This window comes from Rhodococcus sp. NPDC056516, from assembly GCF_042794655.1.
GTDB lineage: Bacteria > Actinomycetota > Actinomycetes > Mycobacteriales > Mycobacteriaceae > Rhodococcus_F.
Window position 1 is genome coordinate 437,682 of sequence record NZ_JBHTTG010000002.1, and the last position, 14,153, is coordinate 451,834.

Below are 14,153 nucleotides of genomic sequence, written 5' to 3' on the forward strand. Positions count from 1 at the left end.
CGGTTCCGTCAGCGCGAACGAAGCACCGGCGGATCGAATGCCTTGACCGGCGGCAGGTCCCCGTCGAATTTCTCGATCTGTACCAGAACGTGCTGGCCGGTGCAGCCGTGCGAGAGTGACGACGTACCGATGTCCGGCGTCAGAACGTTGGGATTTCCGTGCACACACATGGCGTCGGGATCGGCAGGATCGAGCGGGTCGTACCACGCACCGGTGGACAGCTGGACGACATCGCTCCGCAAATCCGAATCGACGATCACACCAGCAAGGCACGCCCCACGGTCGTTGAACACGCGCACCACGTCTCCGGCCGACACGCCGCGCGCGGCCGCTGCATCGGGGTGCATACGAATTGGCTCGCGTCCCTGAATCTTCGACGCCTGGCTCGCAGCGCCGTGATCGAGTTGGCTGTGCAGCCGCGACTTGGGCTGGTTGGCGATCAGGTGAAGCGGAAACTGCGAGGCACGCGGGCCACCCAACCATTCGTCGGGCTCGTACCAGCGCGGATGCCCGGAGCAGTCGTCGTAGCCGAAGGACTCGATGGTCTCGGAGAAGATCTCGATCTTCCCACTGGGAGTCGAGAGCGGATACTTCTCGGGATCCTCGCGGAAGTCGCCGAAGAGCACGAGGTTGTCTTCGGTTCGCATCCGGTAGTGCCCGTCTGCCCAGAAATCCTCGAACGCCGGTGTGTTGCCGCCGTCTGCATCGACGAACGGCCGCCATTGATCGTAGAGGTGCTCGATCCACTCCTGTGAGGATCGCCCCTCGGTGAACTGTTCCCCGAATCCGAGCGCAGAAGCCAGATCGGCAAACGTGTCGTAGTCGTCACGCGAGTTCTCGAAAGGTGGAACGACCTGCTGCATCGCAACCAGAAGCGGGTCGTTCCGAGTGCAGCTCAGGTCATTTCGTTCGAGCGAGGTGGTCGACGGGACAACGATGTCGGCGCTGCGAGCCATCGGCGTCCAGTACGGATCGTGAACGACGATCGTGTCCGGCCGTGCAAACGCGCGTCGCAGCCGCGGGAGATCTTGATGGTGATGGAAGGGATTGCCACCGGCCCAGTAGACCAACCGGATGTCGGGATAGGTCAGGCGTCGGCCGTCGTAGTCGAACTCCTCCCCGGGCGAGAGCAGCAGATCGGAAATCGCGGCTACCGGTATGAAATCCGACACCGGATTCAGACCTTGGGAAAATGTCGGCAACGGGTACGGGACCGGGGCTAGACCGGGTTCGTTCATCGAACCGTAGCCGTGCCCGAAACCGCCACCCGGAAGACCGAACTGGCCGAGCATCGCTGCGAGTGTCACGCCCATCCACGGCGCCTGCTCACCGTGTTTGATGCGTTGCAACGACCACGTGACGGTCACCAGCGTCCGGCCGGACGCCATTCTCCGAGCCAGGTCGGTGATGAACTCGGCAGAAACTCCGGAGATCTCCTGCGCCCAGCGGGGATCCTTCGGGACTCCGTCCGTCCGTCCGAGCAGGTAGTCCTCGAAGCGTTCGTAGCCGACACAGAAGCGGCCCAGGAATTCGCGATCGTGCAGGTTCTCCGACGCCAGGACAAACGCCAGGGCAAGCATGATTGCCACGTCGGTGCCCGGAACGGGTGCGATCCACTCGCAGTCGCCATCGACGTCGTCACGCAGCGGACTGAACGAGACGATCTTTCCGCCGCGGGCCCGAAACGCGTTGAGCGCCCCGAGCGTCGGATGATCGCTCGTACCACCGGCATTGACTCCGGTGTTCTTGATCGGCACTCCCCCGAACGAGACGAGGAGATCGGAATGCTCCGCGATGACGTCCCACGACGTGGAGCGCGCGAACAACTTCCAGTGCGTTCCGACCACACGCGGCATGATGACGCCGGTGGCACCGAGCGAGTAGCTGTGGACCGACTTGGTGTATCCACCCAGCTGATTCAGAAATCGGTGAACTTGGCTCTGCGCGTGATGGAATCGACCAGCGCTGGCCCAACCGTATGAGCCACCGAAGATCGCGTTGTTTCCATGTGTGTCGACCACGCGGCGCAGTTCACGCGAGAGCAGTCCTGTCAGCTCGTCCCAGGAGACCGAGACGAATTCGTCCGCTCCACGTTGGTCGCTGGGACCCGGTCCGTTCTCGAGCCAACCTCGGCGCACCGCCGGGCCGGCAACGCGAGCTCGACTGCGCACCGAACCGGCGAGGTTACCGAGCATCGGCGAAGGGTTCGAATCACCTTCGTACGGATGCACTGCGGTCACCTCGCCGGCGACCGACTCGGCGGTGAACATTCCCCAATGGGACATGTGTTGACGACGCCGGTTCGGTGCAGTTGTCACAGAAACTACCTTCGAAGTAGGTCAGGGAAGGGAAAGGACCAGCTTCTCGATGTCCACGCGCGGCCCCGTGAAGAACGGCACCTCTTCGCGAACGTGCAAGCGAGCTTCGGTGGCACGCAGATCGCGCATCAGATCGACGATACGGATGAGCTCCGGCGCTTCGAACGCAAGAATCCACTCGTAGTCCCCCAGCGCGAAGGCCGGGACCGTGTTGGCGCGAACGTCCTTGTACGAACGAGCAGCCATACCGTGATCGGCGAGCATCTTGCGACGCTCCTCGTCGGGGAGCAGGTACCACTCGTACGAGCGGACGAACGGGTAGACGCATATGTAGTCGCCCGGATCCTCACCCGCGATGAAGGAGGGCACGTGGCTCTTGTTGAACTCCGCGGGGCGGTGCACCGCCGAGTTGCTCCAGATCGGAGCACTCGCCTGTCCGAGGACCGTGGTGCGACGGAAATCCGCGTACGCGGCCTGCAGCTCCTCGATGCTGGCCGCGTGGGTCCAGATCATGAAGTCCGCGTCGGCGCGCAAGCCGGCGACGTCGTAGATGCCGCGAACCACGACGCCCTTGTCTTCGAGACCCTCGAAGAACAACCGGGCGTCCTTGACCGCAGCTTCCCGATCATCGCCCAGCACACCGGGTTCCACCTGGAACACGGAGAACATGAGGTAACGGATTTCAGAGTTCAGTTTGTCGAAATCAAGGCGTGCCATGGGTCTATCGTGCCACTCGCTCGAAAATCCGTGTAGCCGCCGTCGTGCCGACTGCGACACACGCCGGAACCCCGACACCGTGCAGCCACGACCCAGCCACTTCGAGACCGTCGAACTGCGTCATCTCGGACTCGATTTCAGCCACGATTTCCGTGTGACCTGGGGCGTACTGCGGAAGGCCTCCGTGCCACCGCTGGACGAAGCTTGCTCTCGGCTCCTCGGTGATTGCGGTCACGACCTCGAGATCGGCCCGCGCGAGTTCGATCAGTTCCCCATCCGGCCGGTTGACGATCTCCGATGCACCGAATCGGCCGAACGACACCCGAACGAGATGCTCGCCGCGATCAGCGAGGTGCGTCCATTTCCGACTCGACAACGTGAACGCCTTGGCGGTCAGGTCGGCGTCGGTGGCAACAAGAATCCCCGAATTCTGCGGAAGATCGACCTGCCCGGACAGCCGGAGCGCCACCACCGCGGACGACGCCAGTTCGATCCGCGCAGTGATCCTCGCGATCTTCGGATCAACTCCGGCCAACAGCGTCGCTGCACGCGGCGCCGGGACCGCCAGAATCACCGCGTCGACGCTGCCGAGCGGATTGACGTGCCAACCCGTCCCGTCCCGGCGTAACCCCGAGGCCTCGCCGCGGACGAAAGTCGCGTCGGCGGCCTCCCGTAGCGCATCGAGCAGGACGCCGTAACCGTCCCTGAGCGCTCCGAACACCGGTCCGGGTGCAGGGGTCGGCAACGCAGCCGCGACTGCATCCGTGAGGCTTTGAGCCCCGGCATCGAGCGCCGCAGCGAGCGTCGGCAATGCTGCGCGGACGCCGATGGTCTCCGCCAGCCCCGAGTACACCCCGCCCAGAAGCGGATCCACCGATCGACTGACCACCTGATCACCGAATCGCTGCGAAACCAGTTCGGCAACACTGCAATCGGAACCGCGAGTCCACTCGAACGGGATGGCCGGCTCGGCCGCTATGCGCGCCAGGGTCTGCTCGTCGACAATATCTCGCACCGACTCCGCCGACGCCGGAATTCCCATCAGGGTTCCGGTGGGCAACCGATTCAGTGATCCCTGAGACCAGATCAACGGGCTCAACCCCGCGGGATAGACGATCTGATCGGTCAATCCCAGCTCGGCGAGAAGCGCGGGAACCTCGGGCCGACGGGCGATGAACGCCTCGGCACCGATGTCGATCGGTCCGCCGCCCAGATCAACTGTTCGCAGCTTCCCGCCCAGTCGCGGTGAGTCGTCGACGACCGTGATGTCGGCATCGGAACCCAGACTGCGCCGAAGCCGGTACGCGGCAACCAGACCGGAGATTCCGCCTCCGATCACCGCGACCGACGGCCCAGTGGTCGTCACAGCGAGTGCACCAGCTCCACCGCCGCGGTGATCGCCGTGGGATCGGTGTCGGGAAGAACTCCGTGGCCGAGGTTGAAGATGTGGCCGATGGCACCGGCTTCAATCGCGCGATCCCCTTCGGCGGCGATCCGTCGTACTTCGCGATCGATCACCTCGGGGCCCGCGAACAGGACCGCGGGATCGAGATTGCCCTGCAGTGCCTTGCCCGGACCGACACGACCTGCCGCGACGTCGAGCGGGATCCGCCAGTCGACACCCACGACGTCGGCGCCGGCCTCCCCCATCGCGCCGAGGAGTTCACCGGTTCCGACTCCGAAGTGGATGCGCGGAACGCCGGCAGCGGCAACCTCGGCGAATACGCGCTCGGAATGCGGGAGAACAAATTCCCGGTAGTCGGCCAGCGAGAGTGCGCCGGCCCACGAGTCGAACAACTGGACTGCGTCGACACCTGCCTTGAGCTGCGCTTGCAGGAAGCAGATCGTGGTGTCGGCCAAGCTTCCGAGCAACGCGTGCCAAGTCTTCGGGTCGGAGTGCATGAGCGCTTTGGTCTTCTCGTGGTTACGGCTCGGACCGCCCTCGACCAGATACGACGCCAACGTGAACGGCGCTCCGGCAAAACCGATCAGCGGCGTCGAGCCCAACTCGGCGGTGAGAAGCCGAACGGCCTGCGCGATTGCTCCTACCTCTTCGGGGACCAATCGCGGGAGTGCTGCGACGTCGGCGACGGAGCGAACCGGATTGGCAACCACTGGTCCGACACCGGCAACGATGTCGAGATCGATTCCGGCGGCTTTGAGCGGAACAACGATGTCCGAGAACAGGATTGCCGCGTCCACGTCGTGACGGCGCACCGGCTGCATCGTGATCTCACAGACCAGCGCCGGATCGAAACATGATTCCAACATGCCGATCCCCGCGCGGATCTCGCGGTACTCCGGCAGCGAACGCCCGGCCTGGCGCATGAACCACACCGGCCGTCGACTCGGGGTGCGTCCGGTCGCCGCGGCAAGCAACGGTGCGTCGGGCAAAACTCGCCGAGCGCTGTATTCCGCCGACCCGGTGGTGCCTGAATTCATGTTGTCCAACCCGCTCATCAGTCCTCGCGCTCTCCGCCAACGTGTGTCTTCGATCGACTCAATGCTGCCATGTCCCACACTCCGGATCGGACACCCGAGCGGTTCGTGAGCGCCCCCACACCCGAGCCACACTCGGTCGGCGCGCCTCCACCTACCCGCCCGCATCCCCGACTAACGTCCTGACCTGTGACGACATCCGGATCGACAGCCGACCCGGCCGAGTTCCGTGCCGCCGTGGAGGCGATGACCGCTGCGCGGGTTCGGCCCGAGATAGAGGTCGGTCCCATCCGTCCGCCGCAGCGTCTCGCTCCGTACAGCCACGCCGTGGGGGCGGAGGTACTGCATCCGGACTCCGACGTCGTGGCAGAGCAATCCGAAGGTGACGCTTTCGGCCGCCTCATCCTGCTGTTCGATCCGGACGGCGACGAGGCGTGGAACGGCACCATGCGGTTGGTCGCCTATATCCAGGCCGATCTCGACGAAGCCGTCGCCGCGGATCCACTGCTTCCCGAAGTAGCCTGGAGTTGGCTGGTCGACGCGTTGGAGGCGGGGCCGGAACCTTTTGTCGCCCTGGGCGGTACGGTCACGGCCACAACTTCGGTGCGCTACGGCGACATTGCTGGGCCGCCCCGAGCCCATCAGCTCGAACTCCGAGCGTCCTGGACTGCAACTTCGTCCGAACTGGCCCACCACGTCGAGGCTTTCTGTGAAGTTCTCGCCTATGCGGCGGGACTTCCTCCCGCCGGGATAACCACGCTGTCGCGGCAGAACGACTGACTCTGCTACTCGTTTGAGCATTCCCCCGGAAAAATACTAGAACCTGTTCTAAAATGAGTCATGCAACGTCTCAGCGGACTCGACGCGACCTTCCTCTACTTGGAAACACCGACCCAGCTATTGCACGTTTGTGGACTTGTCCTGCTCGACCCCACGACCATCCCGGGCGGTTACGACTACCGGAAGCTGCTTCGCGAGTTGGACTCGCGGATGGCCACCATGCCGACCTTCCGGCGCAAACTCAAGGATTCGCGCCTCAATCTCGACTACCCGGTGTGGGTCGACGATCACGATTTCGACATCGAGCGGCATTGCCATCGGACCGCGGTACCCGCGCCGGGCACCCACGCGGAACTGGCGGAACTTGCCGGGCACATCGCCAGCCAGCCATTGGATCGGTCGCGTCCACTGTGGGAGATGTGGGTCATCGAGGGACTCGCCGACGGACAGATCGCGGTCATGTCGAAGATCCATCACAGCGCCGCCGACGGCATAACCGGCGCAAACATCCTGGCTCAGTTGTGCAGCCTCGAACCGGATTCACCGGCCCTGGTGGACCCCGACGCTCAGGGTGCAGGCGACGCGGGAACGCTTGACATCGCACTCGGCGGGCTCATGGCCGTGATCGCACGGCCCGCACGAATTGCCCGACTTGTTCCCGGCGGAATCGCCATGCTCCCCAAGTGGGTGACGCGCGCACGGAAGGGTGAAGCCATGCCTGCGCCGTTCACCGCGCCGCGGACCTCGTTCAACGGCGCCATCACCGGTCACCGCAACGTCGCGTTCAGCCAACTCGATCTCGCGAAGGTCAAAGCCGTCAAAGACCGTCACGGCGTGAAGGTCAACGACGTGGTTCTCGCGCTCTGCGCCGGAGCATTGCGTAAGTACCTGGAAGAACGGGACGAACTGCCGGAGGATTCCCTCGTCGCCATGGTGCCGGTGTCGGTCCACGGCAAATCCGATCGTCCGGGCACGAACCAGATCTCGGGCATGTTCACGCAACTCGGCACCCAGATCGCCGATCCGGTCGAACGTCTGCACGCGATCAGCGATTACAACGCCACCTCGAAGAACCACAACGAAGCACTCGGGGCGAACATGCTTCAAGACTGGTCGCAGTTCGCATCGCCGGCGGTGTTCGGCGCCGCTATGCGCGTGTACTCGTCACTCAAGCTCGCCGAACGTCACCCCGTCGTGTCCAACCTGGTGGTCTCCAACGTGCCAGGGCCGCCGGTCCCGCTCTACTTTTTGGGCGCGCAAATCAAAGGAATGTTCCCCCTCGGTCCGATCTTTCACGGGGCGGGCCTCAACGTGACGGTGATGTCGCTCGACGGAAAACTCGACGTCGGCATCGTCAGTTGCTCTGATCTGGCACCCGAATTGAATGAGCTCGCGCAAGGTTTCGGGGCAGCTCTCGACGAACTGTTCGAGGCTGAGGTGACAACCACTGTCCCCACTGCGACGTAGAGTCAGTGACCATGTCCGAAGTCACCGATGATGCGACCGAGCCCACCTCCGACGTAGTTCCGCTGCTCGTACCTCGTGACGGAGTTCCGGAAGTCATCACCACTGCCGCCGGCGTCGCAGCCGCCGCGGCCGCGTTGGCCTCCGGCCACGGCCCGCTCGCGGTGGACGCCGAGCGGGCATCTGGATTCCGCTATTCGGCACGGGCGTACCTGATCCAGCTCCGACGCGAAGGCGCGGGATCGTTCCTGCTCGATCCGATTCCGACGGCGCAGGATCTACAGCCGTTGGCCGAGGCGATCAACCCGTTGCAATGGGTGCTTCACTCTGCGGATCAAGATCTCCCCGGCCTCGCAGAATTGGGCCTGATACCGGCGGAACTCTTCGACACCGAATTGGCGGGACGACTGGCGGGCTTCGAACGAGTCGGACTGGCCGCAATAGTCGAACGAACCCTGCGGGTGGAACTTCGCAAGGGTCACGGCGCTGCCGACTGGTCCACGCGTCCACTGCCGGACGCGTGGTTGAACTACGCCGCCCTCGACGTCGAAGTGCTTCTCGAGCTGCGCGACGCGATGGAAGCCGAACTCGAATCGCAGGGAAAGCTCGAGTGGGCGAAGGAAGAGTTCGAGTACATCCGGCTGGCCGGCCCGCCCAAACCCAAGCCTGACCGTTGGCGTCGTACGTCGCACATCACCTCACTCAAGACCACCCGTCAGTTGGCGGCAGTGCGGGCGCTGTGGCAGGCCCGTGAGGATCTCGCACGCAAACGCGACGTGTCTCCGAGCCGGGTACTTCCCGACTCCGCGATCATCGATGCCGCTCTCAAAGATCCTCAGTCGTTGGACGCGCTCCGCTCCCTTCCCGTCTTCGGCGGACCACGTCAACGCCGTTATTCGCGTATTTGGATGGATGCACTCGAAGCCGCGCGCAGGCTCCCCGACAGTGAGCTTCCGCCGAAGACTCCGCCGATCGTCGGGCCCCCCGCCGCCGGTCGCTGGGCTCGACAAGATCCAGCCGCTGCCGACCGGTTGACGGCGGCGCGCGCAGCACTGTCGGACCTGAGCAAAGAGGTTTCGGTACCGGTGGAAAACCTGCTCCAACCCGATCTGGTCAGGCGCCTGTGCTGGGACTGGAAATTGGAACCCGACTCGGACATCGCCGAAGTCGAGAGTGCAATCGAGACCAAGCTCACTTCCGGTGGCGCACGTGGCTGGCAACGCACTTTGACGGTTCCCGTCCTCGCCGAGGCACTGAACTCCGTGGTCCCGGCCGAGCCCGAAGTGGAAGAGCCGAAATCCTGACCTGACCCCGGTGTGAAGTTGGAGCAATTCAGCACGTTAAGTTACCGGTCAGTAATGGGCAGTAGTACGCTCGATACGAGGCCGGACGCCTGGCCGTGATCGCCGAACCAACGTCTCACCGCCCTTCGGTGCGGTGGGCAGCTCCATCAGGAGGAATTCGCGTGGCTCCATCCACAAACAACCAACGCAACGTCGTCTTCGTCGACGGCATTCGCACCCCGTTCGGCAAGGCCGGCCCGAAAGGCATGTACGCCGACACGCGCGCAGACGATCTCGTCGTCAAGGCGATTCGTGAGCTGCTTCGTCGTAACCCGCAGCTCGATCCCGCGCGGATCGACGAAGTGGCCGTCGCAGCCACGACGCAGACCGGTGACCAGGGCCTGACCATCGGCCGCACCGCTGCGATCCTCGCCGGTCTCCCCGAAACCGTTCCCGGATTCGCCATCGACCGCATGTGTGCCGGCGCGATGACCGCCGTCACCACCACGGCGTCGGGCATCGGCTTCGGCCAGTACGACGTCGTGATCGCCGGTGGCGTCGAGCACATGGGCCACCACCCGATGGGTGAGGGCGCAGACCCCAACCCGCGCTTCCTCGCCGACCGCCTGGTCGACCCGAGCGCACTCGTGATGGGTAACACCGCCGAGAACCTGCACGACCGGTTCCCGACCATCACGAAGGACCGCACGGACGCATACGCCGTGAACAGCCAGAACAAGTACGACGCCGCCAAGAAGGCCGGCTTCATCGCCGATACCCTGGTTCCCGTCGCGACCCGCAGCTCAGCCGGTTGGGGCCTCGCCACCGAGGACGAGCCGCCGCGTCCCGGAACCACCGTCGAAGACCTCGCGAAGCTCAAGACGCCGTTCCGCCCGGCCGGACGCATCACCGCCGGTAACGCCGCCGGACTCAACGACGGCGCCACCGCCGCACTCCTCGCCGGCGAGGACACCGCAGCCGAACTCGGCCTGCCCGTCGGCATGCGCATGGTCGGCTTTGCTTACCAGGGCGTCGACCCCGCCGTCATGGGCATCGGCCCGGTTCCCGCCACGGAGAAGCTCCTGGCCCGTACCGGCCTGAAGATCGAGGACATCGGACTCTTCGAGATCAACGAAGCCTTCGCCGTTCAGGTTCTCGCGTTCCTCGAGCACTACGGAATCGCCGACGACGACCCGCGCGTCAACCAGTGGGGCGGCGCCATCGCGTGTGGCCACCCCCTCGCTTCCTCGGGCGTTCGCCTGATGACGCAGCTCTCCCGCCAGTTCGCGACACGCCCCGACGTGCGCTACGGCTTGACCACCATGTGCATCGGCCTCGGCATGGGCGGCACCGTCATCTGGGAGAACCCGAACCACGCTGACTACCAGGCAGGAGTCAACTAAATGTCTGATATTGCAACAGCATTCGCCGACGAGGTCGTCACGAACGCCTACACCAAGATCATCTCGGTTCCCGGTATCGAGGGCCCGTTTGCACTGATCACCCTCGACAACGGCTTCGACCACACCAAGCCGTCGTCCTTCGGTCCCGGCGGACTCGCAGCATTCGACGCTGCCCTCGACGAAGCCTTTGCCGCCAACCCGGTAGCCGTCGCGGTCACCGGCAAGCCCTTCATCTTCGCCGCCGGCGCGGACCTCAAGGGTGTTCCCGCGATCACCTCGCGTGAGCAGGGACTCGAGCTGGGCCGCTTGGGCCACAAGGTGTTCCGACGCCTCCGTGAGTCCTCCGTTCCCACGTTCGCCTTCATCAACGGCGTCGCCCTGGGCGGCGGCCTCGAAGTAGGCCTGCACAGCCACTACCGCACGGTTGCCGCCAACGCGGGCGCGCTGGGCCTTCCGGAAGCATTCCTCGGTCTTGTCCCCGGTTGGGGCGGAACGCAGCTGCTCCCCAACCTGGTCGGCCCGTCCAACGCCGTCACCGTGGTGATCGAGAACTCGCTGAACCAGAACAAGGTGCTCTCCCCCAAGAAGGCACTCGAACTCGGCGTCGTCGACGTCGTTCTCGACTCCGCCGACTTCATCGAGCAGTCCCTCGCCTGGGCATCGCAGGTCCTCGCCGGCACCGTCACCCCCGCTCGCCCCGAGATCGATCGTGGCCAGGGCTGGGACGACGCGATCGCCCGCGCGAAGGCGATCGTCGACGGCAAGACCAAGGGCAATGCACCCGGCGCCGTCAAGGCCGTCGAGCTACTCGAACTGGCTCGCAGCACCGACATCACCGATGCCGCTTCGCTCGACAAGGGCTTCGCGGCCGAGGACGAGGCTCTTGCCGATCTCCTGCTGACGGACGAGCTCCGTGCTGGTCTGTACGCCTTCGATCTGGTGAACAAGCGCGCCAAGCGTCCCGCCGGAGCACCCGATCGCTCACTCGCTCGTAAGGTCAGCGGCGTCGGCATCGTCGGTGCCGGCCTCATGGCCAGCCAGCTCGCGCTGCTCTTCGTCCGCCAGCTCAAGGTGCCGGTCATCCTGACCGACATCGACCAGGAGCGCATCGACAAGGGTGTCGGCTACGTCCACACCGAGATCGAGAAGCTCCAGGGCAAGGGACGCCTGTCCCCCGACGCCGCGAACCGCCTCAAGGCACTCGTTTCCGGCTCCCTCGACAAGGCCGCGTTCGCCAAGACCGACTTCGTCATCGAAGCCGTCTTCGAGAACATGGACGTCAAGAAGAAGGTCTTTGCGGAACTCGAGCAGTTCATCGCTCCCGAAACCATCCTCGCGACCAACACCTCCTCGCTCTCCATCACGGAGATGGCGTCCGGGCTCGAGCATCCCGAGCGTGTGGTGGGCTTCCACTTCTTCAACCCGGTGGCCGTGCTTCCCCTCCTCGAGATCATCAAGGGCGAAAAGACCGACGACGCAACTCTCGCAACGGCTTTCGCCACCGCGAAGTCGCTGAAGAAGTCCGCCGTCCTGTGCGGCGACAAGGCCGGATTCGTCTTCAACCGCCTCGTCACCCGCACCTTGGGTGAGGTCATGTCCGCTGTCGACGAAGGCACCCCCTTCGACGTCGCAGACAATGCGATCGCCGAACTCGGTATGCCCATGTCGCCGTTCACGCTGCTGGCCCTCGTCGGACCCGCCGTGGCACTGCACACCGGCGAGACCCTGCAGGAGTCCTACCCGGACCGGTTCAAGAGCTCACCCGGACTCGAAGCACTCGTCGAGGCCCGCAAGCCCGGCGTGTGGACCTGGGGCGAGAACGGTCAGGCCGTCGACCCCGAGGTCGCCGCACTGTGGCCGCAGGGTGACAAGGCGTCCACTTCGGAAGAGGTCCTCGAGCGCACACGTCGCGCGTTCGCCGAGGAAATTCAGATCATGCTCGACGAGGGCGTCGTAGCGGCAGCCGAGGACATCGACCTCTGCCTGCTGCTCGGCGGCGGATTCGGATTCTGGAACGGCGGCATCACGCCGTACCTGGACCGCACCGGTACCTCCGAGGCCGTCAACGGCAAGCGCTTCCTCGCGCCCGGTGTTGCCAGCGTCTGAGAAAGTCGATAGACCCGTCACGGACGGCGTGCCCTCGGGTACGCCGTCCGTGACGTTTGCGGCGGCTCAGAAGAGTGTTCCCACATCGTCTTTCACGATGTTCTCGAGCGCGCGCTCCGCCACTGCGGCGATGGTCATCGATGGATTGCACGCGGCGGAGTTGCCCGGCAGCAGAGCACCGTCGAGCACGTACAACCCCCGCTGGCCGAGAACCCGCCCGTCGAGGTCGCACACCGAGTTCATGCAGGCACCGCCGAGGGGATGCCACGTGGACGGCAGTATCGCGTTCGTGTCGGTGAGTAGACCGCCTGCCGCGATCCGGTGGGCCGCCGGCCCGATGTGGCCTTGCTGGATCGCCGAATCCCCGTCCTTCGGCCAATGGAGCACCGCCTCACCCCGCGCTGAGTCGTACACGAACCGACCTCGGTCGCGGCTCACACCGAATCCGACCATCACCGTGCTGTGAGCGTCGAACGCCACGGGCGGGAACGACGCCTGTATGACGGTGAACGCGTTGTGCGGGTCTTCCCAGTTTCGGCTGCCGTAGACAACAGGCCCGCCCTGGGTGGCACCGAAGTTCTCGGCGAGATCCGACCAGATGTAGATCCGGTCGGCATTGGTCCCCCACCCCGCGCCGAGTTCGTCCGGCAGATCCGTGATTCGCCCCGTTGCCGCGGCGCGGACCAGGAGTTTGGTGGTGTTCATGCTGCCGGCAGCCATCACGAGCGCATCCGTCGTCAAGATCTTGTTCTCGAGAACCGTGCCGGCAATATCGGTCCGGTTCACGTACACGCGCCACCGCCCGTCAGCTGCCCGTTCGACGTCGGTGACCTGGTGCAAGGTCTCCACGTTCACCAATCCGGTCGCTTCGGCAGCGGCAATGTAGGTGACGTCCACCGAATGCTTGCCACCGTTGTTGACCCCGAGTGCGCCGTCACCGTTGGTGTACGACGGCTTCATCTCACCCCGAAGTTCGGCCAACGCGAAGTTCCAGTCGATCGGCATCGGAATTTTCGACACCGGAAGACCGGAACGCGTTGCGTTGCGCGCGAAGACGCGTGCCGCCTCGTAGTTCGGACTGGAGATCAGTTCTTCGGGTGCAGTTTCCAGTTGTAGCATCCGTGCCACCCGCGGGTAGTGGACGCGGTCCATTCGTGCATAGTCGAGTTCTTCCGGGAAATGCGCGTTGAATACCGCTGCTTCCGGCTGCAGCGTCATCCCTTGGTACACAAGCGATCCGCCGCCCACGCCGGCAGCGCAGATCGCTGTCATGTTCTCACCGGTCACTGTCTCCAGCAAACCTGCGTAGGGCTCGAAGATCGCCGGCCTACCGAACAGAGTCGGGTTGGACTGATGCCAGAGGATGCGCTTGTCCGGACGTGCGGGATGCGGAAAAGTTTCGGCATTCGGCCCCGTCTGCCACCGAATCCCTCTCTCCAGCAGGGTGACCGGAACTCCGGCCTCGGCCAAGCGAAGAGCCGTCACCCCGCCCCCGAAACCTGAGCCGATTACCACGACGCGGTGCTCTTCACGTGTCAGCGGAATCCCGGTTGCGGCCTTGGCAGTGCGTGGCGCCATCATCGCAACTCCCACGGCGGCCGTACCGGCCAAGAACGATCTACGTTTGACTCCGGACATGACTG

10 protein-coding genes are annotated in these 14,153 nt (G+C 64.7%); 5 read left to right on the forward strand and 5 right to left on the reverse strand.

Features of this window, described 5'->3' with window-relative positions; genetic code table 11:
• Positions 1 to 8: 8 nt before the first annotated feature.
• The 4 genes from ACFQ6Y_RS07075 to hemE are packed head-to-tail and all read right to left on the reverse strand — an operon-like array spanning position 9 to position 5,495.
• Positions 9 to 2,285, reverse strand: a complete 2,277-nt coding sequence (locus ACFQ6Y_RS07075) for a molybdopterin guanine dinucleotide-containing S/N-oxide reductase (protein WP_378631342.1) — start codon at positions 2,283 to 2,285, stop codon at positions 9 to 11.
• 54 nt (positions 2,286 to 2,339) lie between these two features.
• On the reverse strand, positions 2,340 to 3,035 hold the full coding sequence (gene hemQ, locus ACFQ6Y_RS07080; RefSeq protein WP_019748269.1) for a hydrogen peroxide-dependent heme synthase: 696 nt from the start codon (positions 3,033 to 3,035) through the stop codon (positions 2,340 to 2,342).
• Positions 3,036 to 3,039: 4 nt separating this feature from the next.
• Positions 3,040 to 4,401 (reverse strand): protoporphyrinogen oxidase, encoded by a 1,362-nt coding sequence (locus ACFQ6Y_RS07085; protein ID WP_378630552.1) that lies wholly within the window; start codon positions 4,399 to 4,401, stop codon positions 3,040 to 3,042.
• Positions 4,398 to 5,495: a uroporphyrinogen decarboxylase gene (gene hemE / locus ACFQ6Y_RS07090; protein ID WP_378533326.1), complete on the reverse strand. Its 1,098-nt coding sequence runs from the start codon at positions 5,493 to 5,495 to the stop codon at positions 4,398 to 4,400. Before hemE ends, ACFQ6Y_RS07085 begins: the two co-directional genes overlap by 4 nt.
• Before the next feature lie 168 nt (positions 5,496 to 5,663).
• Here hemE and ACFQ6Y_RS07095 point away from each other — a divergent pair, with 168 nt between their 5' ends.
• From ACFQ6Y_RS07095 to ACFQ6Y_RS07115, 5 genes are all read left to right on the forward strand, one after another.
• A complete protein-coding gene (locus ACFQ6Y_RS07095; protein WP_003942604.1) occupies positions 5,664 to 6,254 on the forward strand; it encodes a DUF3000 domain-containing protein in 591 nt (196 codons plus the stop codon).
• A gap of 60 nt (positions 6,255 to 6,314) precedes the next feature.
• On the forward strand, positions 6,315 to 7,721 hold the full coding sequence (locus tag ACFQ6Y_RS07100; protein ID WP_378630554.1) for a wax ester/triacylglycerol synthase family O-acyltransferase: 1,407 nt from the start codon (positions 6,315 to 6,317) through the stop codon (positions 7,719 to 7,721).
• 11 nt (positions 7,722 to 7,732) lie between these two features.
• Positions 7,733 to 9,022 (forward strand): HRDC domain-containing protein, encoded by a 1,290-nt coding sequence (locus ACFQ6Y_RS07105; protein ID WP_378630557.1) that lies wholly within the window; start codon positions 7,733 to 7,735, stop codon positions 9,020 to 9,022.
• Between the two features lie 161 nt (positions 9,023 to 9,183).
• Positions 9,184 to 10,404, forward strand: coding sequence for a thiolase family protein (locus tag ACFQ6Y_RS07110; RefSeq protein ID WP_003942598.1), 1,221 nt, complete (start codon positions 9,184 to 9,186; stop codon positions 10,402 to 10,404).
• Complete coding sequence (locus tag ACFQ6Y_RS07115; RefSeq protein ID WP_283304526.1) at positions 10,405 to 12,510, forward strand: 3-hydroxyacyl-CoA dehydrogenase NAD-binding domain-containing protein; 2,106 nt, start codon at positions 10,405 to 10,407, stop codon at positions 12,508 to 12,510.
• Between the two features lie 66 nt (positions 12,511 to 12,576).
• On the opposite strand, the gene ACFQ6Y_RS07120 is transcribed toward ACFQ6Y_RS07115, so the two are convergent.
• On the reverse strand, positions 12,577 to 14,148 hold the full coding sequence (locus ACFQ6Y_RS07120) for a GMC oxidoreductase (protein ID WP_378630560.1): 1,572 nt from the start codon (positions 14,146 to 14,148) through the stop codon (positions 12,577 to 12,579).
• Positions 14,149 to 14,153 lie beyond the last annotated feature (5 nt).

What these genes read in the sequence shown, in the direction of transcription:
- ACFQ6Y_RS07075 (WP_378631342.1), bottom strand. Translation starts at nt 2,285, where the DNA reads ATGTCCCATTGGGGAATGTTCACCGCCGAGTCGGTCGCCGGCGAGGTG.
- hemQ (WP_019748269.1), bottom strand. Translation starts at nt 3,035, where the DNA reads ATGGCACGCCTTGATTTCGACAAACTGAACTCTGAAATCCGTTACCTC.
- hemE (WP_378533326.1), bottom strand. Translation starts at nt 5,495, where the DNA reads ATGAGCGGGTTGGACAACATGAATTCAGGCACCACCGGGTCGGCGGAA.
- ACFQ6Y_RS07100 (WP_378630554.1), top strand. Translation starts at nt 6,315, where the DNA reads ATGCAACGTCTCAGCGGACTCGACGCGACCTTCCTCTACTTGGAAACA.
- ACFQ6Y_RS07105 (WP_378630557.1), top strand. Translation starts at nt 7,733, where the DNA reads ATGTCCGAAGTCACCGATGATGCGACCGAGCCCACCTCCGACGTAGTT.
- ACFQ6Y_RS07115 (WP_283304526.1), top strand. Translation starts at nt 10,405, where the DNA reads ATGTCTGATATTGCAACAGCATTCGCCGACGAGGTCGTCACGAACGCC.
- ACFQ6Y_RS07120 (WP_378630560.1), bottom strand. Translation starts at nt 14,148, where the DNA reads ATGTCCGGAGTCAAACGTAGATCGTTCTTGGCCGGTACGGCCGCCGTG.